The sequence below is a fragment of the Arthrobacter sp. ZGTC412 genome (genome assembly GCF_002929215.1).
Taxonomy (GTDB): Bacteria; Actinomycetota; Actinomycetes; order Actinomycetales; family Micrococcaceae; genus Arthrobacter.
The window spans coordinates 1-23,629 of sequence record NZ_PJII01000021.1 but is presented as its reverse complement, the minus strand read 5'-3'; the positions used below and the strand labels follow the sequence as shown (position 1 = coordinate 23,629).

The 23,629-nt window shown below is 66.4% G+C and carries 19 protein-coding genes; 15 read left to right on the top strand and 4 right to left on the bottom strand.

Going from position 1 to position 23,629, the window contains the following annotated elements:
• Nucleotides 1-46: 46 nt before the first annotated feature.
• The 5 genes from CXQ88_RS18390 (at nucleotide 47) to CXQ88_RS18370 (ending at nucleotide 7,903) form a co-directional block, all read left to right on the top strand.
• Complete coding sequence (locus CXQ88_RS18390; protein WP_104045572.1) at nucleotides 47-1,000, top strand: ABC transporter permease; 954 nt, start codon at nucleotides 47-49, stop codon at nucleotides 998-1,000.
• Nucleotides 997-3,057: a dipeptide/oligopeptide/nickel ABC transporter permease/ATP-binding protein gene (locus CXQ88_RS18385; protein WP_104045571.1), complete on the top strand. Its 2,061-nt coding sequence runs from the start codon at nucleotides 997-999 to the stop codon at nucleotides 3,055-3,057. The genes CXQ88_RS18390 and CXQ88_RS18385 overlap by 4 nt, the downstream gene beginning before the upstream one ends.
• Nucleotides 3,054-4,064, top strand: a complete 1,011-nt coding sequence (locus CXQ88_RS18380) for an oligopeptide/dipeptide ABC transporter ATP-binding protein (protein WP_104045570.1) — start codon at nucleotides 3,054-3,056, stop codon at nucleotides 4,062-4,064. Before CXQ88_RS18385 ends, CXQ88_RS18380 begins: the two co-directional genes overlap by 4 nt.
• 69 nt (nucleotides 4,065-4,133) lie before the next feature.
• Nucleotides 4,134-6,419, top strand: coding sequence for a glycoside hydrolase family 78 protein (locus tag CXQ88_RS18375; RefSeq protein WP_104045569.1), 2,286 nt, complete (start codon nucleotides 4,134-4,136; stop codon nucleotides 6,417-6,419).
• 128 nt (nucleotides 6,420-6,547) lie between these two features.
• The gene (locus CXQ88_RS18370; protein ID WP_258061996.1) at nucleotides 6,548-7,903 is read left to right on the top strand and encodes an Nramp family divalent metal transporter; all 1,356 of its coding nucleotides are present in this window, start codon (nucleotides 6,548-6,550) and stop codon (nucleotides 7,901-7,903) included.
• A gap of 24 nt (nucleotides 7,904-7,927) precedes the next feature.
• Here CXQ88_RS18370 and CXQ88_RS18365 read toward each other — a convergent pair whose 3' ends face one another.
• On the bottom strand, nucleotides 7,928-8,758 hold the full coding sequence (locus CXQ88_RS18365) for an IclR family transcriptional regulator (protein ID WP_104045568.1): 831 nt from the start codon (nucleotides 8,756-8,758) through the stop codon (nucleotides 7,928-7,930).
• Between the two features lie 149 nt (nucleotides 8,759-8,907).
• Here CXQ88_RS18365 and CXQ88_RS18360 point away from each other — a divergent pair, with 149 nt between their 5' ends.
• From CXQ88_RS18360 to CXQ88_RS18350, 3 genes are read left to right on the top strand one after another with little or no spacing between them, the layout of a single operon-like run.
• The gene (locus tag CXQ88_RS18360) at nucleotides 8,908-11,673 is read left to right on the top strand and encodes an alpha-L-rhamnosidase (protein WP_104045567.1); all 2,766 of its coding nucleotides are present in this window, start codon (nucleotides 8,908-8,910) and stop codon (nucleotides 11,671-11,673) included.
• On the top strand, nucleotides 11,670-12,662 hold the full coding sequence (locus CXQ88_RS18355; RefSeq protein WP_104045566.1) for an alpha/beta hydrolase: 993 nt from the start codon (nucleotides 11,670-11,672) through the stop codon (nucleotides 12,660-12,662). Before CXQ88_RS18360 ends, CXQ88_RS18355 begins: the two co-directional genes overlap by 4 nt.
• Nucleotides 12,659-13,603: an alpha/beta hydrolase gene (locus CXQ88_RS18350; RefSeq protein WP_104045565.1), complete on the top strand. Its 945-nt coding sequence runs from the start codon at nucleotides 12,659-12,661 to the stop codon at nucleotides 13,601-13,603. The genes CXQ88_RS18355 and CXQ88_RS18350 overlap by 4 nt, the downstream gene beginning before the upstream one ends.
• A 36-nt stretch (nucleotides 13,604-13,639) precedes the next feature.
• On the opposite strand, the gene CXQ88_RS18345 is transcribed toward CXQ88_RS18350, so the two are convergent.
• Nucleotides 13,640-14,410: a FadR/GntR family transcriptional regulator gene (locus CXQ88_RS18345; protein WP_104045564.1), complete on the bottom strand. Its 771-nt coding sequence runs from the start codon at nucleotides 14,408-14,410 to the stop codon at nucleotides 13,640-13,642.
• A 136-nt stretch (nucleotides 14,411-14,546) separates the two neighbouring features.
• On the opposite strand from CXQ88_RS18345, the gene CXQ88_RS18340 reads away from it, so the two are divergent.
• The 7 genes from CXQ88_RS18340 (at nucleotide 14,547) to manD (ending at nucleotide 21,961) form a co-directional block, all read left to right on the top strand.
• Nucleotides 14,547-15,839: an ABC transporter substrate-binding protein gene (locus CXQ88_RS18340; protein ID WP_104045563.1), complete on the top strand. Its 1,293-nt coding sequence runs from the start codon at nucleotides 14,547-14,549 to the stop codon at nucleotides 15,837-15,839.
• 118 nt (nucleotides 15,840-15,957) lie between these two features.
• Nucleotides 15,958-16,911, top strand: coding sequence for a carbohydrate ABC transporter permease (locus CXQ88_RS18335; protein WP_258061995.1), 954 nt, complete (start codon nucleotides 15,958-15,960; stop codon nucleotides 16,909-16,911).
• Nucleotides 16,908-17,789 carry a carbohydrate ABC transporter permease gene (locus tag CXQ88_RS18330; protein ID WP_104045562.1) on the top strand — a complete coding sequence of 294 codons (882 nt, stop codon included), beginning with the start codon at nucleotides 16,908-16,910 and terminating at the stop codon, nucleotides 17,787-17,789. The genes CXQ88_RS18335 and CXQ88_RS18330 overlap by 4 nt, the downstream gene beginning before the upstream one ends.
• Before the next feature lie 7 nt (nucleotides 17,790-17,796).
• The gene (gene dgoD, locus CXQ88_RS18325) at nucleotides 17,797-18,945 is read left to right on the top strand and encodes a galactonate dehydratase (RefSeq protein WP_104045561.1); all 1,149 of its coding nucleotides are present in this window, start codon (nucleotides 17,797-17,799) and stop codon (nucleotides 18,943-18,945) included.
• 53 nt (nucleotides 18,946-18,998) lie between these two features.
• Nucleotides 18,999-19,673, top strand: a complete 675-nt coding sequence (locus CXQ88_RS18320) for a bifunctional 4-hydroxy-2-oxoglutarate aldolase/2-dehydro-3-deoxy-phosphogluconate aldolase (RefSeq protein WP_104045560.1) — start codon at nucleotides 18,999-19,001, stop codon at nucleotides 19,671-19,673.
• The gene (locus CXQ88_RS18315) at nucleotides 19,670-20,668 is read left to right on the top strand and encodes a sugar kinase (protein WP_258061994.1); all 999 of its coding nucleotides are present in this window, start codon (nucleotides 19,670-19,672) and stop codon (nucleotides 20,666-20,668) included. The genes CXQ88_RS18320 and CXQ88_RS18315 overlap by 4 nt, the downstream gene beginning before the upstream one ends.
• Before the next feature lie 63 nt (nucleotides 20,669-20,731).
• A complete protein-coding gene (gene manD, locus CXQ88_RS18310; RefSeq protein ID WP_104045559.1) occupies nucleotides 20,732-21,961 on the top strand; it encodes a D-mannonate dehydratase ManD in 1,230 nt (409 codons plus the stop codon).
• A 103-nt stretch (nucleotides 21,962-22,064) separates the two neighbouring features.
• On the opposite strand, the gene CXQ88_RS18305 is transcribed toward manD, so the two are convergent.
• Nucleotides 22,065-22,886: an alpha/beta fold hydrolase gene (locus tag CXQ88_RS18305; protein WP_104045558.1), complete on the bottom strand. Its 822-nt coding sequence runs from the start codon at nucleotides 22,884-22,886 to the stop codon at nucleotides 22,065-22,067.
• Between the two features lie 59 nt (nucleotides 22,887-22,945).
• A partial coding sequence (locus CXQ88_RS18300) for a diacylglycerol/lipid kinase family protein (protein WP_104045557.1) occupies nucleotides 22,946-23,629 on the bottom strand: 684 nt, incomplete at its 5' end.

The window sequence follows — 23,629 nt, the reverse complement described above, 5'->3', positions numbered from 1 at the left end:
CTGCCGGGCGGTCTTTGCGAAGAGGCCGCCCGGCAGGGCCTGACCGATGGAGGTCACCATGGCACTATTCATCACCAAGCGCCTGCTGATGGCGCTGGCCACCGTGCTGGTGGTTGCAGTGCTGGCATTCCTGCTGGTGCACGCAATGCCCGGCAGCCCCGGAGCCGTGTCCCTCGGCGCCGGGGCCACCCAGGAAGCAATCGATGAGGTCAACCAGCGGTTGGGCTGGAACGATCCCCTCCTGGTCCAGTTCTTCAGCTGGCTCGGCGCCGCAGCCCAAGGTGACCTGGGCATTTCGCTGATCGACGGCCGATCCGTCAGCACAGACCTCGCCAGCAGGCTTCCCGTCACGGCGTCGCTCGCCGCCGGAGCCACCCTGCTCAGCGCCGTCCTCGGCATAGCACTCGGCGTCACGGCTGCGGTCCGCGGCGGCACGGTGGACCGGATCATCGGCGGCGCCGCCGGTATGGCAGTGGCCCTTCCGGCCTTCTGGATCGGCATTATTTTCGTCTACCTTCTGGCCGTCCAGTCCTCCGTCTTTCCGGCCACCGGCTACGTCCCGTTCGAGGACTCCCCGCAGGACTGGGCGCTGTCCCTGGCCCTCCCGGTGATCACCCTGGCCGTGGGCGGTGCGGCATTTATCGCCCGCCAGACCCGGGCCTCCATGCTTGAGGCGCTCCAGCAGGAACACATCCGTACCCTTCGGGCCACCGCCACCCCCACCTGGAAAATCCTCTACGTCCACGCCCTGCGGTATGCCAGCCTCCCCATCGTGGCAGGCATCGCGCTGCAGTTCATCCAGCTTTTCGGAGGTTCCGTCATCGCCGAGCAACTGTTCGCCATGCCGGGCCTCGGCCAGGCCGTCCAGAACTCCGTCAGCACCCATGACGCCCCGTCCGTGCAGGGCGTGGTGGTGATCGCCACCGTCGTGGTGGTTGCCGTGAACCTGGTGCTGGAACTCGCCACCAAGTTCCTCGACCCGAAGTTGCGTGCCTCATGATCCCCAACGTTGCCCCCGCACCTGCAGACTCAGCGGAGCCGACGGCGGCTGCCGTCCTTCCCCAGGCACCCCGCCAAAGTGCCGCTAAGAGATACTCCGGCAGCAAGCTGCTCGGCTCGCCGGCCAGCATCGCCGGGGTCATCTGGCTGGCCGCGCTGGTGGCCGCCTCCCTTACCGCGCCGTTGTGGCTGCCCTTCAAAACGGAGGACCAGGACTTCACCGCCGTCCTGTCTGGGCCGACCGCCGCGCACTGGCTCGGCACTGATGAACTGGGCAGGGACCTCCTGAGCCGGATCTTTGCTTCAGCGGCCAGCACGCTGGGGACGTCCATGATCACGGTGATCGTCGCCGTCGGACTCGGAACACTCCTGGCGATGCTCGCCGCAGCCGCAGGTGAGCGCGCGGAGAACGCCATCAGCCGCGTCACCGAAATCATGATGTCCCTGCCCGGCACGGTCATCATCCTGGCCGTCATCGGCGCCGTGGGAACCAACATCCCGCTCATCATGGCAATCCTCGGCGTGCTCATTTCAGCGGGTATGTACCGGGTGATACTGGGCCAGGCCAAGTCCCTGCAGTCCCAGCTTTACGTGGACGCGGCCAAGGTGGACGGCGTCAGCACGGTGGGCATCAGCCTCCGGCATGTGCTGCCCGGCCTCACGAACACCATCGTGGTGCAGTCAGCCCTGATCTTCGCCGTCGGCATGCTCATCCAGGCCGGCCTGGCGTTCATCGGCTTCGGCCCGCCGATTCCCCAACCGAGCTGGGGCGGCATGATCCAGGGCGCCTCGCAGCACGTCTACGACGCCCCTTGGCTAATGGTCCCCACCGGCGCCGTGCTGGCGCTGACAGTCCTGGCCGCCAACGCGATTGGCAACGCCCTTGGCAAGTCACCCAATGCCACCGCCTCTCACCTGCCCTCCGCCGCTGCCCGACGCCAGCGCGCCAAAGCTGTTGCGGCCATCGCGGCCGCTACTCCGGCTCCAGAGGATGCTCCGAAGGACACACTCAGCGTCCGCAACCTCTCCGTGGGTGTGGACAACGGAGTCCGCCTGGTCACGGACGTCTCCTTCGACGTCGAGCCCGGCACCGTCCTGGGCCTGGTGGGCGAATCAGGCTGTGGCAAGACCATGACGGCGCTGTCCCTCCTGGGACTGCTTCCCTCAGGTGTCTCCGTAACCGGCGGCCAGATCCTCTGGAACGGCAAGAACCTGGCCGCGGCCACGGATAAGGATATGGAAGGCATCCGCGGACGCGACATCGCCCTTATCTCGCAGGAACCCATGCGCGCCCTGGACCCCATGTTCACAGTGGGTTACCAGCTCACCGCCGCCATCCGCCGGCTCCGCGGGATGGGCCGCGCCGACTCGAAGGCGGAGGCCTTGAGCCTGCTGGAAAAGGTAGGCATCGTGGACGCCGCGCGCATCCTCAAGACTTACCCGCACCAGATCAGCGGCGGCATGGCCCAGCGCGTGGCCATTGCCCTGGCGCTCTCCGGCCGGCCCCGCCTGCTGGTCGCCGACGAACCCACCACCGCACTGGACGTCACCGTGCAGGCGGAGATCCTTTCCTTGCTGCGCAGCCTGGTGAAGGACACCGGGATGTCCGTTGTGATGGTCACGCACGACCTTGGTGTGGTGGCCGACCTCTGCGACCAGGTGGCGGTGATGTACGCGGGCGAGGTGGTGGAAAACGGCAGGACGGACAACATCCTGGACAACCCGCGCCACCCCTACACCCTGGCCTTGCTGGCCGCTGACCCGCACGCGAACCATGCCGCGGACATGCCGGAACGGCTGGCCACCATCAACGGCCAGGTTCCGCAGCCCAAGGACTGGCCCGGCACGTGCCGCTTCGCCGCTCGCTGCCAGTTCGCCGGCTCCGCCTGCCTGGTCCCGATTCCGCTGCTTCCTTCCGGAACGGGCGACGGCGTGGTGCGCTGCGTCACGGCGGATGAACTGGCCGTCGATGGCCTGGACTGGGTGGCAACCGACGTACCCAGCCACCACGTTCTGAACCTGGTTGAACACAGGACTGCCGAAAAGGATCACGCATGAGCACCGCAACCTCAGTCCGCCCGGAAGCACCGTTGCCCGCTGCCGCCCAGCCCCTGTTGGAAGTCAAGGACCTGGTGGTCCGCTACGGACGCGGACGCAAGGCAGCGGCGACCCCCGCCGCCGTCGACAACGTCAGCTTCAGCATCAACCCAGGCGAAACCGTAGGACTCGTGGGGGAGTCCGGCTCCGGCAAGTCGACCATCGGCAAGGCGATCCTGGGACTGCAAAAGGTCTCCGGCGGGTCCATCACCTACCAAGGCAAGGACATCACCTCCGCCGGCGCCTCCCAGCGCCGGGCACTGGGCGGAGAACTGCGGGCCGTCTTCCAGGACCCCAATTCCTCGCTGAACCCCCGGAATACGGTGGGCTCCTCACTGGCTGAACCGCTCCGGCTCCGCGGCGTCAATGCTTCAGGGGCGCGGCAGCGCGCCGAGGACATGCTGGAACGCGTGGGCCTGCCCCGCGAGGCCGTGGACCGGTACCCCAGCCAGTTCTCGGGCGGACAGCGCCAGCGGATCTCCGTGGCCCGCGCCCTCATTTGCGACCCCAAACTGGTGGTCTGCGACGAAGCCGTGAGCGCCCTGGACCTTTCCACCCAGGCCCAAGTACTGAACCTCTTGGCCGACCTGCGCGATGAGCGCGGCCTGGGCTATCTCTTCATCGCCCACGACATCGCCGTGGTCCAGTTCCTGGCCCAGCGCGTGGTGGTCCTCTACCGCGGGCAGGTGATGGAAAGCGGACCTGCCACCGCCGTCACCGAGAACCCCAAGCACCCGTTCACGCAAGCCCTCGTGACAGCGTCCCCCGTACCGCGGCCCGCCGAGCAGGCCGCGCGGCGGCAGGCCCGCGTGTCCCTTGGCGTGCGGACAGGAGCAGCTGCCACCCCCGGTCCCGGAGGATGCCCCTTCCGGCTCCGTTGCCCGCTGGCCACGGACCTCTGCCGCGACGAACGCCCCGCACTCCGGCTGGTGGGCGGCTCCGCCGTCGCCTGCCACTACGCTTCGTAACCAGCCAGACCCTTTGAACCCCTGACCTTCCGTCACCTACCGGCGACCAGCAGAACGGAACACCACCCCATGCCCCTGGCACCCTGGCAAGCAGCCATGATCACCCCCGACGAAGACTTCGACGGCGCCCCGCTCCTGCGCAAGGAATTCCGGCTGGCGGAGGGCCACGGCGCCGTGGCCAAGGCGACGCTGCGGGCTACGGCCTTCGGCGTGTACGAGGCTGTCATCAACGGCGTTCCGGTGGGGGAGGACGTGCTGAGCCCCGGCTGGAGCTCCTACGAATGGCGGCTCCGCTACCGCAGCTATGACGTGACCGGGCTGGTGCAGCCGGCAACCGTCATCGGTGTGTCCCTGGGCAACGGCTGGTACCGCGGGCGCCTCGCCTGGCATGGCATGTCCAACCTCTACGGGGACCAGTTGGGGTTCTTCGGGCAGCTGGAGGTCGAGTACGAGGACGGATTCGTCCAGTGCGTCGCTTCCGATTCCTCCTGGCAGTCAGGCCCCTCGGCCACCACCGAGAACGACCTCTACGACGGGCAGACCATCGATGCCCGCCGGAACCAGCCCGGCTGGGCGGAGCCAAACTTCGACGCCGGGACCTGGGCGGGGGTGCGCGCGCTGGAGTTCGACGTCGACCGGCTGGCTGAGCCGGTCAGCCCGCCGGTGGTGCGCGCGGATGTTCTCAAGCCGGTGCAGATTTTCACGTCGCCCAGCGGCAAAACACTGCTGGACTTTGGACAGAACCTGGTGGGCTGGCTCCGGTTCACCGTCGAGGGCGAGGCGGGGGAGGCCATCACCGTGCGGCATGCCGAAGTGCTGGAAGACGGCGAGCTGGGTGTCCGCCCCCTCCGGTCCGCCAAGGCCGCGGACACGTTCATCCTGTCCGGCGGTGAGGACTTCTTCGAGCCCACCAAGACGTTCCATGGTTTCCGCTATGCAGAGGTGTCCGGCTGGCCCGGCACGCTCACCGAAGACTCGCTGGAGGCGGTGGTGGTCCATTCGGAGCTTGAGCGCACCGGCACCTTCGAGTGCTCCAACGAACTGGTCAACCAGCTGCACCGCAACATCGTCTGGGGACTCCGGGGCAACTTCCTGGACCTCCCCACCGACTGCCCGCAGCGCGATGAGCGGCTCGGCTGGACCGGGGACATCGCAGTGTTCGCCCCCACCGCGGCGTTCCTCTACGACGTCAAGGGCTTCCTGCAGGACTGGCTCCTGGACCTCGCGGCCGAGCAGAAGGCAGCCGACGGCCTGGTGCCCATCACGGTCCCCGACGCGCTGAAATACTGCCCGCAGCCACCAGAGTTCCCTGCGCCGGAATCATCCGCTCTGTGGAGCGAAGCCTCCGTCTGGGTGCCGTGGGCCCTGTGGGAGGCCTACGGCGATGACACAGTCTTGAAGAACCAGTACGAATCGATGGCCTCGCACACCCGCCGCGTCGAGGGGCTGCTTTCGCCCACCGGGCTCTGGGACCAGGGCTTCCAGTTCGGTGACTGGCTGGACCCGGACGCCGATCCGGACAAGCCGTGGGACGCGAAGGCGGACACCGGCGTCGTCGCCACCACCTGCATGTTCCGCACCGCCTCTATCACCGCGAAGACCGCACGGCTGCTGGGGCACCAGGACGACGCCGAGTACTTTGAGCAGCTCGCGGCACGGGTCCAGGCCTCGTTCCTGGAGCACTACGTGGCGGCCGACGGCACCATCCACAGCGACTGCACCACGGTCTACGCGCTTGCCATCACGTTTGGGATCCTTCCCAGCCCGGAGCACGTTGATTTCGCGGGAGAGCGCCTCGCTGAGCTGGTCCGAAAGAACAACTACCGCGTATCCACGGGTTTCGCCGGTACCCCATTCATCACCGGGGCCCTCACGGATACGGGCCACAGTGAGGAGGCCTACCGCCTGCTGCTGGAACAGGGCTGCCCGTCCTGGCTCTACCCGGTGACCATGGGGGCCACCACCGTGTGGGAGCGATGGGATTCCATGCTTCCGGACGGCACCATCAACCCCGGCGAGATGACCAGCTTCAACCACTACGCCCTCGGCGCGGTGGCCGACTGGATGCACAAAACGGTTGGCGGGATCAGCCCGCTGGCGCCGGGGTACAGCAAGGTCCGGATCGCGCCCGTGCCCGGGCAGGGAATCGACTGGGCAAAGACCGCACTGAAGACGCCACACGGAACCGTCCGTGTGGAATGGAAGCTCGACGACGGCGTTCTCCACCTCGAGGCGACGGTACCTGAGGGAGTGGAGGCCGACGTCGTACTTCCGGGCGGTGAGCACCGCAGCGTCGGCGGCGGGACGCACCAGTTCACCTCGCCCGCCGCGCTGGCCGTCCCGACAGCGACGTAAAGGCTTTGGCAGCTATGGCTGAGGGACCGGGGGAGCTGACTTTAGTGGCGGGTTGCCTTGGCGGTGGCGTCACTCGCGCGTAGGTTGGCAGGAGTTCTTTGTCTACCAGCCGACACCGAGGAGGAGCCATGAGCGACGGCGCCATGGACAGCACCGGCCCAACGAACAGTCCGGCCAACCCGCCGCAGCAGCTTGCGTCAAAGGCCGGCCATGCCGACCGCATTGATGACGACGGCGGCCGTCCCGCCAAATGGCGCATCGTCGGGCCCGGCCTGGTGGTCGCAGCCACCGGGGTGGGCGCTGCTGACATGGTGGCCACTTTGGTGGCGGGCTCCCGGTACGGTTACGGCCTCTTCTGGGCTGTCATCGTTGGCGTGGTCCTGAAGATCATCCTCGTTGAAGGCGCGGGACGCTACACGCTGGCAACGGGAAAGACGATCTTCGAGGGATGGCGTTCCCTCGGCAAGTGGACCACCTGGTACTTCGGGCCTTACATCATGATCTGGGGCTTCGTCTACGGAGCCACGGCCATGTCCTCCGCGGCCCTGCCGCTCGCGGCCGTGTTCCCGATCCTGCCGTTGTGGGCATGGGCCATCCTGATGGGTCTGGCCGGTTTCGCGATGGTGTGGTGGGGCAAGTACGCCACCTTCGAGAAGATCACTGCCGTGCTGGTGGGCATGATGTTTGTGACCGTGGTGGGCCTGGCCATCATTGCCGCGCCAAACATCCCGGAAATGCTCACCGGCCTGATCCCGATGATCCCCTCAACCGACGACGGCGTTTTCTACACCCTGGCCCTGGCAGGCGGCGTGGGCGGAACCATCACGCTTGCGGCCTACGGGTACTGGCTCCGCGAAAAGGGCTGGTACACGCCGAAGTGGATGAAGGTCATGCGGATCGACAACTCGATGGCTTACGTGATGACCGGGATCTTCGTGATCGCCATGCTCATCGTGGGCGCGGAGGTTGTCCGCTCCGCGGGTGTCTCCCTCAGTGCGAGCGATGAAGGGCTCCTGGATCTCTACGACGTCCTGAAGGCGGAGTACGGCGACGTGGTGGGAACCGGCTTCCTCGTCGGGTTCTGGGCTGCTTCCTTCTCCTCCATCATCGGCGTCTGGAATGGTGTTTCCCTGATGTTCGCCGACTTCTGGGGGAACATGCGGGGTAAGGAATCCGGGCACCCTGATACCCGGGTGGGCGGGAAATACTTCAAGTTCTACATTCTGTGGCTCACCTTCCCGCCCATGGTCCTCTTCGCCCTTGGCCAGCCCATCGGCCTGATCCTGCTTTACGGTGCTTTGGGTTCGCTGTTTATGCCGTTCCTGGCACTGACTCTGCTCGGTCTGCTCAACGGCAGGCGGATACCCAAGGCCTGGGCCAACAAACTGCACTCCAACATTGCGCTGGGAGTTTGCGCCCTGCTGTTTGTCGTCCTGGGCATCCGCCAATTCTGGACTTCTCTTTCGCCGCTCTTCGGCGGGTAGCGAAGGCGGAGCAGTGAGAGAGCGTCACCCCTCGGAGTGCGTCCGCACGTCGGGGCTGACCTCGGCGAGGTGGCCCAGGTTCCTCGAGACCGCGCGCGCCGTGGCGCGGACCGCCGGTGCCAGCACGTTGGGCGGGGTTGAACCGTCCGGCACCACGATGGACAGCGCTGCCACCACCGAACCCTGCGCGTCGAAGACCGGCGAGGCCACGGACACGGTCTTTGACGGGTGGGAGCGGCGAATCATCGCAATTCCTGTGCGCCGCACATCGGACAAAGTGCGGCGCAGCTGGCCCTCCGGCATACTCTCCACGCCGGGTTCGTTCTCCGGCGGCTTGCGCAGCGTGGCCTCCTGGAACTGCTGGTCGGCCCCAGCCAGCAGCACCAGCCCGACGGCGGTGCTCCGCAGCGGCGCCCGCCCGCCCACCCGGTACGCCACCTCGGTGGCGTCTTTCGAGGACAGCCTTTCGATCAGCACGGCCTCCTCGTTGTCCCGGACGGCCAGCAGGACGTGGTGCCTCGTCACCTCGAAGAGGTCCTCAAGATAGGGCAGCGCGATCTCGCGCACCCCATGACCGCGCGGCGACAGTGACGCCACCTCCCACAGGCGGACGCCGACGACGTACCGGCCGTCGTCGAGCCGTTCCAGCGCACCCCAGGCCACCAGCCGGGCGATCAGTCGCAGCGCCGTAGGTGCGGGCATCCCCGCGTGGCGCGCCAGCTCCGAGAGGGTCAGCGCACGACGTCGGTCGGAGAAGACTGCGAGCAGGCTCAGCGCCCGGTCGATCACCGGTTCGCCCTGCTTGGGCCGCTTCCCGCGGGTGGGAGTGGGTTCAGTGTCCAAAGGGACAGTCATGCGTGGGGTCCTTGCGCCGTTGGAAGTTGGACTCCGAAGTCCGTGAGCTAGACCACAATACTATTCCAACCAATGAAAGAACGCTGTGGGGAGTAGTTGCTGGAAACGAAGCTGGAACCCCAGCTACTCCACGTTCAGGAGCTTCCTGCATGACCTCCACCAGTCTCGACGCCGGCGTCGAGGAAACACACCTGGCCCAGCACGCGCCCACCCGACTTCGCGCGGAGCACCTCCTCGAGGCAATGGGCACAGCCAACACCCGGCCGCGCCTTAGCTGGTGCCCGCCCGAGGGAACACTCTTGCAGGCCGCCTACCAGATCACAACAAGCAACGGCTGGGACACCGGCCGCATGGAGTCCGCGCAGCACCTCCTGGTTCCGTACTCCGGCCCGGCGCTGGAATCGCGCAGCCGGTTCGAGTGGCAGGTGCGAACCTGGAACACCAATGCCGACGGCACGGAAACCGAAAGCGCCTGGTCCAAACCGATGCCCGTGGAGCTGGGACTCCTGCACGCCTCGGACTGGGCCGCGCGGTGGATCGGCCCGGAGGAACCCGTTGTTCCGGCTCCCCGCGAACGCCCGGGCTACGCCCTGCACAAGACCTTCACCGTGGCCGCCGCGCCGGAGGTTGGCCGCGCCTACGCCACAGCCCACGGCATCTACGAGCTGTTCCTCAACGGGCAGCGGGTGGGCGACCAACAACTCACCCCCGGCTCCACCAGCTACAACACCACCCTCCAGGTCCAGGCCTACGACATCACCGCGTTGTTGCGCCCCGGCACCAACACGATCAGGGCGGTCCTCACGGACGGCTGGTACCGCGGAACCTTCGGATACACGCGCGACGCCGGCATGTACGGCACGCACACCGCACTCCTTGCTCAGCTGGAGCTGCGGTCCGGGGACAGCAGGACGGTCATCGGCACCGATGAGTCCTGGCTGGTTTCGCGATCGGAGATCCTAAGCGCGGACCTGATGGGCGGGCAGCGGGTGGACTTCCGCCGGCTGGATGAGCCGGAAGGGAAGGAGAGCGCGGCACCCAAGGAACTCCAAGCACCCAAGGGGAGTGCCGCCGTCGTACGGAATGGCAGCTACGAAACCCTGACTGGCCCTGTAGCGCCGCCCACCCGGCTCGTGGAGGAACTCGTGCCGGTGTCCATCACCCGCCTTGCCAGCGGCCACCAGGTGGTGGACTTCGGCCAGAACATCCACGGCTGGGTGCGGTTGACCAGGCTCGGAGCGCCGGGGGAGACAGTAACCCTCGTCTACGGCGAGGCGCTGGGCGCGGATGGCGACGTGACCCTGGACCACCTGCGCCCGCATGACTTCCGCCGCCCGGGCCAGTTCCTGTCCGCGGGGCAGGTCGATGAGGTGACGGCGTCGGGCGCTCCGGGGGAAGTGTTTGAGCCCCGGCACACCACCCACGGCTTCCAGTACGTGTCCGTGCAGGGCCTTCCCGCGGACCTGGCGCCGGGGGACATCACCGCATGCCTGGTCCAGACGGACCTGGAGTCTCTGGGCACGTTCACCTGCAGTGACGAGCGGCTGAACAAGCTCCACGAGATTGTGCAGTGGAGCTTCCGGGACAACGCCTGCGAGGTCCCCACCGACTGCCCGCAGCGGGAAAAGGCCGGCTGGACGGGGGACTGGCAGCTGTTCGTGCCCACGGCTGCGTACCTCTACGACGTGGCAGGCTTCTCGCGGAAGTGGCTCAACGACGTCCGCGCCGATCAGTGGGAAAACGGGGTGATTGCCAACATCTCGCCGTCGCCCGGCCCGGACACCACGTCGGCCGACTTCATGGCGTTCGTGAACGGCTCGGCGGGTTGGGGTGACGCCATCGTGATGGTGCCGTGGGAGCTCTATCTGGCAACCCGCGATACCCACATTCTTGAGGAGAACTGGGAGGCCATGAAGCGCTGGCTCGGCTTCGTCCGGACCACCGCCGAATCCAACCGGCACCCTGACCGTGCGGCCGCCAACCCAGCACCGGCGCCGCACGAGCAGTACCTCTGGGACACCGGCTTCCACTGGGGCGAATGGATGGAACCTGACGGCCCTGAACCGGACCTTTTCGCCGCCCGCTCCGCCGATCACGGCATCGTGGCCACCGCCTACTACCGGAACACCACCACGCTGATGGCACTAATTGCCGGTGCCCTCGGCCGCAGGGAGGAGGCCGTTGTGCTCGCCGAGCTCTCAGAGAACGTCCGGCAGGCCTGGTCGACGGAATACCTGGACTCCGCCGGGCACGTCACCCAGCCCAGCCAAGCCAACTGCGTCCGCGCGCTCGCATTCGATCTTGTCCGCGAAGAGCAGCGCGCCGCTGTCACCGCCCAATTGGTTTCGCTGATCAGGGCCGCGGGCACCCACGTGGGGACCGGCTTCCTGGCCACGCCCTACCTGCTGCCCGTCCTCGCCGAGAACGGTGAACTGGACCTGGCCTACGAACTCCTCATGCAGGACTCTGAACCTTCGTGGCTGGTGATGGTGGACCGCGGCGCCACCACCATGTGGGAGCTGTGGAACGGCCTCGACGCCGACGGGCACCCGCGCCAGTCGCTGAACCACTACAGCAAGGGCGCCGTGGTGTCCTTCCTCCACCGCTACACGGCAGGACTGCGGCAGGCACCCGGCAGTGCCGGCTACGAGCGGATCATCATCGAGCCGCGCCCGGGCGCCGGCCTGACCTCTGCGGCCACGTCGCACATAAGCCCGCAGGGCCTGATTGAGGTGCAGTGGGTAACGGACGACGGCGGGCTGCAGCTGAGTGCGGCTGTCCCGCCCGGGACCATCGCCGAAGTCCGCCTCCCCGGCCAGCCTCCCGCCGTCGCCGGGCCCGGAAAGCACCACTTTCCAGCCCCCGCCAGCGGCGGAACCACCCCCGAACCCCAGCTCGTAAGGAGCGCACCATGAGTGTCGATGAAGCCACCGAGGCCTACGAAACCAAACGAATGAATACTGTGCGGCCGGGCGGTGTGGAGGTTCCGCCGTTTCCCGTCTTCGACGCTCCGGGCTTTCCCGGGAACGTCTCGGACATCTCCGCGGTCCACCGCGAAGTTACCTACGCCCGTGCCATCGGCTTCCGGCCGCTCAAGATGGACATCTGGCTACCGCGCCAGGCCAACGGACCCGTCCCGCTGGTGGTGTGGGTCCACGGCGGCGCCTTCCAACTCGGTGACCGCCGGGAGCTGCCGCCCACATTCGCGCCGGACTCGGTGTTCCGCCTGCTGAACGAGGCCGGGATTGCCTGCGCCACGGTTGACTACCGGCATTGCCTCGAGGCGCCGTTCCCGGCGCAGCTGCATGATTTGAAGGCCGCTGTCCGTTATCTGCGGGAATTCGCAGCGGACCTCAGCGTGGATCCGGGACGGTTCGGCGCCTGGGGCGAGTCCGCCGGCGGCCACCTCGTGGCCTTGCTGGGGCTGACCGGGAACCGCGGGGACCTGCACGGCGGCCTCGGGGCACAGGGGCACTCAAGCTGCATCAGCGCCGTCGTCGACTTCTACGGTGTGTCCTCGCTGGTGGACATCCCGCCCATGGAAACTCCGGCTGGCTTGTTCCCGCCGGCCTTGACCGCCGCCGTTCCGGCCGGGATGCCGCTGCAGCCCGAGTACATGCTGGTGGGCGGGTCGGACGATCCCGCGCTCCTGGCTGCGGCAAGCCCGGTCAGCTACGTCACTGCTGATGCGCCGCCATTCCTGCTGATCCACGGCGACAGCGACGGCTTGGTGCCGCATTCACAGACCGACCTCCTGGCCGCCGCGCTCGCGGACGCCGGAGTGGAGCACGAAGTGGTCACCATCGAAGGCGGAGATCACTGCTTCTTCGGCGCGGAGGAGCAGATGGATGCCATCCTTGCTGCAGCCGTCAACTTCCTCAGCGAGACGCTGGCCAGGCCATGACCTCGCGACAACGGGAGTCCTCTGCTCCTGCCGACGGCGGGACGTTGGCGCCGGACGCGGGCTTTGCCGGGTATCTGGCGGCCGCTGAGGGCCCGGTAACCATAGCGGCACAAGTCGGCCCCGATGTTCCCATCCGCACAGTCACCGCTGATGGCAGGCACGGGCCGGTAGCCATCAGGATTTACGGCGAAACGGTAGGGGCGGCCGGGCCTGCGCTGGTGTGGCTGCACGGTGGCGGCTTCGTCAGCGGCGGGCTGGACATGCCTGAATCGGACTACCTGGCCAGGGTGCTGGCCGCTTCCGGGACGCCGGTGCTGTCGGTGGACTACCGCCTTGCCCGCGACGGGGTGCACTTTCCCGTGCCCCACGAGGACGCCTTGGCCGGCTGGTTCTGGGTTCGAAGCAACGCCGCAGGGCTGGGGCTGGATCCGGAGCTCTTGTGCCTGGGCGGAGCGGGTGCGGGCGGAAACCTCGCGGTGGGTGCTGCGCTGTACCTCACCGACGCCGGAAAGCCTCTCCCGGCGAAGCTTCTGCTGGCTTATCCCTTCCTCCACGCCGAGTTGCCGCCGCCTGCCGGCGGGCTGGACGAGGAGGTGATGGCCACCCTGCCCCGGTACCTTCGCTTCACCCTCGAGGACTGCGTGCGGAACGCGGAAAACTACATCGGCGGTCCGGTCAGCATGGCGTCCTCGTATGCCATGCCTGGCTACGCCGACCCTTCCGGACTGCCGCCCACGGCCATCGTCGCCTGCGAGTACGACGACGTCCGCGGCTCTTCCGAGCTCTTCGCGGCGGGTTTGGAGCAGGCGGGCGTTCCGGTGTCATTTTTCCTGGCCCGCGGCGCCGTCCACGGCCACCTCAACCATGCGGCTGGCAGCCCGGAGGCGCAGCCCGTTCTGGATTTCCTGGCAAGGGAGCTGGCGTCGGCGAAGGCGGTGTGAGGTCATCCGGGCGGCCATGAGGGCAGCAGGCCCGGATTAGCCCAAAGCTTTGTCCGCGCCGGTGGCCAGCGGAACGCTGGCTGTGTCATGGGTGCTCGACCAGATCTGGCTCATCTCCTCGGAGGACTGTTCCACGATCCTGCTCATGGCTGCATGGGCTGCGCCCGCCTCCCGGCGCTGGATGGCGCTCGCCACGTCCACGTGCAGCTGCAGTGCTTCATGGTGCGGTAGGTGGGGCATCAGGCCATGCTGGGAACGTCCGGTAAGGACTTCAGCCACGAGATCCTGAAGCTGGGAAAACATGGCATTGCCGGAGGCTTTGAGCACAGCCGCGTGGAACTCCACGTCCAGCCGGAGGAACTCCTCCTGTTCGCCGCGCTGGCCGGCGGCCCATAGCCGTGCTGCAAGGGAGACAAGTTCGCTGCCGGCGTCCCAGGACCCGCGTTCGGCGGCAAGACGGGCGGCCTGCGGTTCTACCGCTCCCCGCAGTTCGTTAAGCGACTGCAGTTGCTCCAGCCGGCGGGAGGACGCCAGCCGCCAGCGGATCACCTCGGGGTCGTAGAGGTTCCAGGATTCTTCAGGCTGCACCACAGTGCCGAAGCGCCGACGGGACTCGAGCATTCCTTTTGACGAGAGCACCCGCGCTGCCTCCCGGACCACCGAACGGGATACCTTATGCTGCTCCTCCAACTCGTCCAGCCTCAGGATGGAAAGTGGCGCGAGCCGCCCGTCCGCGATTGCCAGGCCGAGGCTCTGTACCAACGCCGCGTGCCGGTCCGTAGGGGACGCCACCCTTGGAAGTCTCATGCCTAAATCATACTGGTCGGCAAAAAGGGGTTGTCTAAGTCTGACTTATCGGCTTATGCTCGCGTCCAGAGCAGACGTAAAGAAGCGTCAGCGCCCGGCTGGGCAGTGACGCCAGCCAAGGAAAAAGGGAGTCGTAATGAAGCGACGTGCAGTAATGAAGTACGCGGCAGTCGCCGCCGCACTTTCGTTCGGGCTCACGGCCTGCAGCGGGAGCGGCAGTGACGATGCCAAGGAATCAGGTGTCGTCCGGGTGACGCTCGCCAACCATGTGTGGACTGAAGGCATCAAGGCCGCCATCCCCGAGTTTGAGCAGTCCAGCGGCCTGAAAGTGGAGCTGACCCAGCTCGGCGAAGACCAGCTCTCTGACCAGTACAACGTCAAGCTCAACGCCGGCAGCGATGAAATCGACGTGATGATGTACCGCCCGCTCCAGGAAGGCAAGGCATTCGCAAAGAATGGCTACCTTGCCGACCTCACCGAAAAGGTGTCCTCTGATTCCGGCTGGGACTGGAAGGACTACCAGGAGGGCCCGGTCAAGGCCACCACCGCCGACGGCAAGGTTGTAGGCGTCCCGATCATCACCGAGCGCGAGGTCCTTTACTACCGCAAGGACCTCCTGAAGGCCGCGGGCCTGGAGGTCCCCAAGACCATGGAGGAGCTTGAAGCGGCTGCCAAGGCCATCAAGGAATCCACCCCGGATACCGCAGGCTTCGTGGCCCGCACCGGCAAATCCACGGCCGTCACCCAGTTCTCCAGCTTCCTGTACAGCTTCGGCGGTGACTTCACCGACTCCAGCGGCAAGTCCGCCGTCAACTCGGACGCTGCCAAGCAGGCCTACGCCTACTACGGCGGCCTGATCAAGAACTACGGCCCCGCCAACGTCAGCACCGATATGAGCTGGCCCGAGGCCATGGCCATCTTCACCCAGGGCAAGGCCGCCTTCTACACCGAGGCTGACTCGCTCTACAAGAACGCCACCGATCCGGCCAAGTCGAAAGTGGCGGACGAGGTTGGGTTCGCACCCCTGCCGGCAGGTCCAGCTGGTTCCAAGCCGTACAACATCCCCTCCTGGGGCCTGGCAGTGAACGAGGCTTCCAGCAACCAGGACAATGCCTGGAAGTTCATCCAGTGGGCCACGAGCAAGGAACGTACCCTGGCTGCACAGAAGGCCGGTGTTCCCGGGCCCCGCGCCTCCGTCTGGGCCAACCCTGAGGGAACCTCCACCTACCCCAAGGACCTCGCCGATGCAATCGCCGTCAGTGCAAAAAACGGTGTGGGCCATGACCGCCCCGAGGTTGTCACCGTGGGCAAGGCCAGGGAAATCGTGGGTGAGCCGATTGTAGCCAGCATCACCGGCGCCGACGCCTCCGCTGCAGCCGACTCGGCCCATGACGCCTTCCAGAAGTTCCTGGACAGCGAAGAAAAGTAGTAATGCCACAGGCGCCTGCGCGCCTTTGCATCACAGCCAGCACCACAGTCCGGCGGGACGGCAGCCCCGTTGCCGTCCCGCCGCGCACCGCTTCCCCCCAAAACTCCTTAGGTGAACCATGTCCGTAACGAACGCTCCCCGCAGCGCTCCCGCCCGCAGCGCCGGCCGCCCTCCCAGCTTCGGTGGGAACGTCTCCGCCTGGTCCAACCGGCACCGCAAATGGCTTTTTGCGGCCCCCGCCATGATTTTCGTCGGCATCCTGATCGTCTTCCCGCTGGTGTGGACCCTTTACCTGAGCCTTACCGATTCGCAGGGCTCCGTCCGCGCCGCCACAGAGTTCATCGGCTTCCAGAACTACCTCACTGTTCTTACTGACACCGAGCGGTTCTGGCCTGCGGTGGGCCGCACGCTGACCTTCACCGGTGTTGCCCTGGTCTGCGAGGTGGTGCTCGGCATGGGCATCGCACTGCTCCTCTGGCGTCCTTTCCGCGGTGAAAAGTGGGTCCGGGTGGCAATCCTGCTTCCCCTGGTGGCCACCCCCGTTGCCGTCGGCATGATGTGGCGCCTGATTTTCGACCCGAACATCGGCTTCGCCAACCAGCTGCTGGGCATGATCGGCATCCCGCCGCAGCCTTGGCTTTCCGGCCAGGACACCGCGCTCGGGACCACCATCTTTATGGACGTGTGGCAGTGGACCCCCATGGTGGTGCTGATCCTTCTTGCCGGCCTGACGTCCCTCTCCGATGAGCCGGACGAGGCTGCCCGGGTGGACGGCGCCAACGCCTTCCAGCGCTTCTTCTACATCACCCTGCCGCTCATGATGCCCACCGTGATCGTCGCCATCCTGCTCCGCGGCATCGATGCCCTGAAGACCTTCGACATCCTGTACGCCACCAAGGGCAAGGGCGGTGGATCCTTCAACGAAGTGGAAACCCTCAATGTCTACGCCTACGGCCTGAGCTTCGACTACAACCAGTACGGGCTGTCCTCCGCCGTCCTGATCCTGTTCTTCATGATCATCATCGGCTCGATGTGGCTGCTGACCATGCGCAAGAAAGCGGTAAGCAAATGACCGTCCTGACCCCCAGCCAAACGTCCGCCGGAAAGCCCCAGGTGCTTCGCCGCCGTCGGAAGCCCCTGGGCACCCGCGCGTACAAGGCCTTCCGCGTTGTGGCCCTCATTGCCGTGGTGCTGTTCCTCATCGCCCCGCTGTTCTGGATGTTCCTTGCCTCCCTCAAGACCAACGTGGACATCTACGACACCGGCAAGGCCCTGTTCTTCACGCCCACAGGCGAAAACTACGCCAACGTGCTCCAACGGAACAACTACTTTGTCTTCATCTTCAACAGCTTCTGGGTGGCCTTCGTTTCCACCGTGCTGTCAATCGTGCTTGGAGTTCCCGCAGCCTATGCGATGAGCCGCTTCACCATGCACCGCTCGGCGCTCGTGGTCCTGATGGCCCGCGTGATCCCCGGCGTTTCGCTGCTGGTGCCGTGGTACTACGTGTTCTCCAACCTGCGGATGGTGGGCCGGTTCGAGGTGCTGATCCTCAGCCACATGTTCGTTGCGCTGCCGCTGATTGTCTACATCATGATGAGCTACTTTGATTCCCTGCCGCTGGAGCTGGAGGAGTCCGCCCAGGTGGACGGCCTCACGCCGATCGGGGCCTTCCGCCGCATCACGCTGCCGCTTTCCGTCGCCGGAATTGCCACCGCCGGGATCCTCTCCTTCATCTTTTCCTGGAACAACTTCATGTTTGCCCTGGTGCTCTCCGGCTCCAGCACCAAGACGCTGCCCGTGGCCATCTTCGACTTTGTGTCCTACGCCAGCATCGACTGGGGCGGGCTGATGGCCGCGGCTACCGTCGTCACCATCCCGATCATGATCATTGCGCTTTTCACGCAGAAGTACATCGTCTCCGGCCTCACCGCCGGTGCGACCAAGGGCTAGGCACCAGATGACCTTCATCAGCAGGATTGAAACCTTCCTCGTCGCGCCGCGCTGGCTCTTCGTCCGGATCGAGACCGACAGCGGAATCGTCGGCTGGGGCGAAGCGACGTGCGAAGGCCGCAGCGAAACGGTGCGCACCGCCGTCGAGCAGCTCGCCGAGTTCCTGATCGGCAATGACGCGCTGCGGATCGAGGACCACTGGCAGGTGATGACCAAGGGGTCCTTCTACCGCGGCGGACCAATCCTTGCCAGCGCCGTGTCGGGCCTGGACCAGGCCCTCTGGGACATCGCCGGCAAGCACTTCAACGCGCCCGTGCACCAGCTCCTCGGCGGCCACGTCCGGGACCGGATTCGGATGTACGGCTGGGTAGGCGGCGACGAACCCAACGAGGTGGCCGACCAGATCAGCGCGCAGTTGGAGGTTGGCCTCACCGCGGTGAAGATGAACGCCAGCGGCCGGATGAGCCCGATCGCCTCCGTGGCCGAGATCGACGGCGTGGTCCGCCGGGTCGCAGCCGCCCGCGAAGTCCTCGGCGAACACCGCGACGTGGCGGTGGACTTCCACGGCCGCTTCAGCCTGGCCAATGCCCGCCGTGTGGCACCCCTGCTGGAACCCTACCGGCCCTTCTTCCTCGAAGAACCCGTGGTCCCGGAAAACACGCACCTTCTGCGCGAGTTCACCTCGTCCACCACAACGCCGGTCTCCACCGGTGAGCGGCTCTACAGCCGCCAGGAATTCCTGCCGGCGCTGCAGGCCGGCATCGCCGTCGCCCAGCCGGATCTCTCCCATGCGGGCGGCATCACCGAGGTTCGCAAGATCGCCTCGCTGGCCGAGGTCTACGAGGTCCAGCTGGCGCCGCACTGCCCGCTGGGTCCGCTGGCGCTCGCCGCGTGCCTTCAGGTGGGCTTCGCGACGCCCAACTTCCTGATCCAGGAACAGAGCATCGGCATCCACTACAACCAGGGCGCAGAGGTCCTGGACTATGTGGTGGACAAAACGCCGCTGAAGTTTGTGGACGGGCACATCGAACGGCTCACTGGCCCCGGCCTGGGCATCGAGATCGATGAAGCTGTGGTCCGCGCCGCGGATAAACGCGGACACGCCTGGCGGGGCCCGGTGTGGCGCCAGCCGGACGGCGCTTTCGCGGAATGGTGACGGCGCGGACCGCTGGCTCGGAAATGGACACCCCTTCAAAGGAGAAGCCCAGTATGGAGAACACCCTGACCCCCGAAGCCCTGCTGGCCGGGGTACGCGAGAGCCGGCTGGTGGCGATCGTCCGTGGCAACGACGGACCGGCCGCCGGAAGGGCAGCGCTTGCCGCGATGGAGGAGGGCTTCCAGTACGTTGAAATCGCCCTCACGACTCCCGGAGCGCTCGAGGCTATCAGCGAGGTGCGCGCAGCCGCTCCCGCCGGGTGCTTCGTAGGCGCCGGAACAGTGCTGACAAAGCAGGACGTGGATGACGTCGCCGCGGCCGGCGGCCAGTTCGTGGTCACGCCGTCACTGGCACCCTCCATCGAGGAAGCGGCTGGCCGGGGCGTCCCCGTCCTTGCCGGAGCCCTCACCCCGAGCGAGGCCTTAGAGGCCATGAACCGGGGCGCCACCGCGGTCAAGCTTTTTCCCGCCTCCATCGGCGGACCGGGTTACCTGAAGGCACTGCGCGACCCGTTCCCGGACATCCCGTTCATCGCGGTGGGCGGCGTGGGACTCGATGAAGCCGCGGGATACTGGGGAGCCGGCGCAATAGCGGTAGGGCTGGGAGGCCCGCTGTTCGGCGATGCCGGATCCGGCGGCGACCTTGCCCCCATGCGCGAGCGTGCACGCCGCTTCGTGGCCCTGGCCGCAGACTTTGACCACCGGACCGCCGCGGAGAGCCAGCGGTGACTGCCGCCGTCGCGCGCCCTACCGTGGACCTTCTGACCTTCGGCGAGTCCATGGTCTCGCTGCGCTCCGCCGGGCCGCTGTCCGCCGGCGGCGCCCTGACTATGCACGTTGCCGGCGCCGAGTCGAACGTGGCCGTCGGCGTCGCGCGGCTCGGGCACAGTGTCAGCTGGGCCGGCGTGGTGGGTGCCGATCCGCATGGCGAGTTCATCCTCCGCCAGCTCCGCGCTGAGGGAGTCGGGCTGCAGCACCGTGAGGACCCTGCCCGCCGGACCGGAGTGATGTTCCTCGAGCAGCGCACGGCTGATGTTACCCGCGCCTTCTATTACCGCTCCGGCTCGGCAGGGTCAACGCTGTGCCCGGAGGACGTGGACCGCGCGCTCCAGGCGGGGCCGCGTGTCCTCCACCTGACCGGCATCACGGCGGCCCTCAGCCACGAGTCTCGGAAGGCCGTGGAGTACGCTGCCGAACAAGCCGCGGGTGACCGCGTGGTGGTGTCCCTGGACGTCAACTACCGCAGCAAGCTCTGGTCCCGAGAAGAGGCGCGGAAGGTGCTCACGCCGCTGGTGCGGCATGCCAGCATCGTGATCGCTTCCGACGACGAGCTCGGCCTGGTGGCCACCGCGCCGGCGGGCGCGGATGACACGGACGACACGGACACAAGTGAATTGGCGATGGTTACCGAGCTCCTGGGCCTCGGAGTGCGCGAAGTGGTGGTCAAGCGCGGTGCTGCCGGCGCCAGCGTCCACACCCCGGATGGCCGGTGGGATGCCCCGGCGGTGCCCGTCACCAGCATCGACACGGTGGGAGCCGGCGACGCGTTCACCGCCGGCTACTTGTCCGGCGTGCTCGACGGCGCCGACGTACCCGGCCGCCTGCAGCGCGGCGCCCTCACCGGAGCCTTCGCTGTCAGCACGGCGGGGGACTGGGAAGGCCTGCCCGCCCGTGCGGAGCTGGCCCTGCTCGGAACCACCCCCGGCGGGACCACGCAGCGCTGATTTTTTCCGGGCCGGAACTCGGCCTGTCTTTACTTTTCCCCTACCAAGAAAGCCGGATCTGCAGTGAAAATCGTTGCCGCCGAAGTCTTCGTGACCAGTCCCTCCCGGAACTTTGTGACCCTCCGGATCACCACCGAGGATGGTGTGACGGGTATTGGTGACGCCACGCTGAACGGGCGCGAGCTTGCCGTCGCCGCGTATTTGAAGGAGCATGTGGCGCAGCTGTTGATCGGGAAGGATCCGCACCGGATCGAGGACACCTGGCAGTTCCTGTACCGATCCTCGTACTGGCGCCGGGGCCCGGTGACGATGGCCGCGATCGCCGCGGTGGACATGGCGTTGTGGGACATCAAGGGCAAGATGGCGGGCATGCCGGTGTACCAGCTCCTGGGCGGGGCGTCCCGGAACGGGCTGCGCGCGTACGGGCACGCCTCCGGCGCGGACCTGCCGGCCTTGTTTGATTCGGTCCGGGAGCACCTGGAGCTCGGGTACAAGTCGATCCGGATCCAGACCGCCGTGCCGGGCATCAAGGCCGTGTACGGTGTGGCCGCGCAGGCGCAGGCCTCCGGTGAACGGTACGACTACGAACCCGCCGGCCGCGGTGCGTTCCCGGTGGAGGAGGACTGGGACACCCGCGCGTACCTGCGGCACCTGCCCACCGTGTTTGAGGCGGTGCGGAACGAGTTCGGCCCGGAGATCCCGCTGCTGCACGACGGGCACCACCGGATGACTCCGATCCAGGCCGCCAAGCTGGGCAAGGCATTGGAACCGTATGACCTGTTCTGGCTCGAGGACTGCACCCCGGCGGAGAACCAGGAAGGCCTGCGCCTGGTCCGGCAGCACACCACCACCCCGCTGGCCATCGGCGAGATCTTCAACACCGTCTGGGACTACCAGACCATCATCAAGGAACAGCTGATCGATTACGTCCGGGCCGCGTCCACGCACTTCGGTGGGATTTCCCCGTTGAAGAAGGTGATGGACTTCGCGGCGCAGTACCAGATCAAGTCCGGCTTCCACGGCCCCACCGACATTTCCCCGGTGGGTTTCGCCGCGCAGCTGCACGTGGGCCTGGCCATCCACAACTACGGCATCCAGGAATACATGCAGCACTCCAACGCCACCAACGAGGTCTTCGAACAATCCATGACCTTCGTGGACGGCTACCTCCACCCGGGCGACAAGCCCGGCATCGGCGTCGAATTCAACGAAGAAGCCGCAGCCGCCTACCCCTACCAGCAGGCCTACCTGCCCTACAACCGCCTCATCGACGGAACAGTCCACGACTGGTGAACACCTCCAAGACCGGACGGGCTGATGGTGTGTTCAAGCCAATGGCCACAACGTGCCCTACCTGCGGGGGACCCATCTTATGACCTTCAGCCGGTGACTCGGTCTAGTTGCTGGCGTGGCCGAGAATGCCGGCCGCGGTGCTGGCGGCCCCGCCGTGCTGGACGATGTGTGGTTTTCCAGGTATTTCCAGGAAGCGCCCGTTCGGTGCTGTCGCGGCCAGTTTTTCGCACCAGCGCTGGGGTGCTACGGGATCTCGTGAGCCGCGGATGACCAGGACGGGTTGGGTCACGAGGGCCATTTGCGCTTGAAGGTCGTAGGTCATCATCACGGGGAGTTCGGTGAGGTACCAGCGCAGCCCGGAACGTGCGTAGTCGGTGAAGACGATGGCATTACCTATCGGACTTTCCCTTAGCCCATCAAGTCCCAACGCCATGGTTTGCTGGCGAACGGTCCGGCGTTCGGGGTCCACCACCGGGCCCAGAAGCACGACGTGGGAGACCATGTCCGGGTACTGGACCGCGAGTTCGGTGGCGAATTGTGTCCCCATCGAGTGCCCGATCAGCACAACGCGGGAGGCGCCCATTTTTTCCAGTGTCGCAGCGATGTGGTGCGCGTAGTCTGCAATGGAAAACTGCCGGTCCGGGGTGGGCGTTCCTCCAAAACCGGGCAGGTCGATGGCGTGGGTGTCCCCGTGCCGGGCCAGGACTGCTTGAAGTCTCCGGTAGTAGCGGTGGGACATACCGATCCCGTGCAGCAGCACAAAAACTGGGCCCGATGAGTTTGGAGGCCCGGCCAGGCTGTGCACGTGCGAGGTCAAGGATGCCGTGGTGACGATCCTGGGCGTCGGTCGCGGGCTCCTGCCGGGCAGGATCCCCTGGGGCTGTAGTGATTCAGAGTCATGCTGTTGGGCGGTTGCGGCGTGCACCGGTGTTCCTTTTCAATGTCGGTGGTTCGGGCGTTCATCGGCGGTGGTTCGGTGGTTCGTTAGCTTAATATGGCCAGGGCGGCCGGGGCAGATTCAATGGTGACCCGCGTATGCGCCTTCACGGATTTCACTTCTCCGTCGATTTGGTACGGGATGGGCTTGAGCGTAGTGAAGGCATAGCTGCTGACGCTGGGCTGGTCTCCCAGCCCTTGGGTGGCGGCCCGCAGTGCCGTGAGCAGTACCCGCAGCTTTGACCTGTGGGGGAATGTGACCACTTCAAATTTGCCGTCTGACAGCTTGTCGTCGGCTTCGCTGAGGGTGGCGTACTTGGCCATCTGGGCGATGTTGGCGAAGACGAGACTGTCGAACTTCCGGCGTTTGCCCTCGCTGGGCCTGATTTCGAATGGCTTAAATTTCGAGAAGGTCCGCATCACCGAGAACATCTCCTTTAAGGCGCCTTTGCTGCCCTTTTCCAGATCGATGGCCATGACCGGGGTCAGGCCGAAGCCGATGTAGGAGTGCGCGTACTCATCGGATGCACCGGCTTCTTGGCCTTTCGTGATGCGCAGGAGGTCGATGTGCCTGACGGCGCCGTCGGCAATGGCGTGCTCGAGCGGCCCGGTGCTGGTAGTGCGCCGGTGGTCATTGGCGTTGCCGGCGGCCATAACGGCGCACACGGCGTTCGGGTTGCCGCTGTGCATCACACCGTTGACCACTTCGTTATAGCCGCCGTCCCCGCTGAC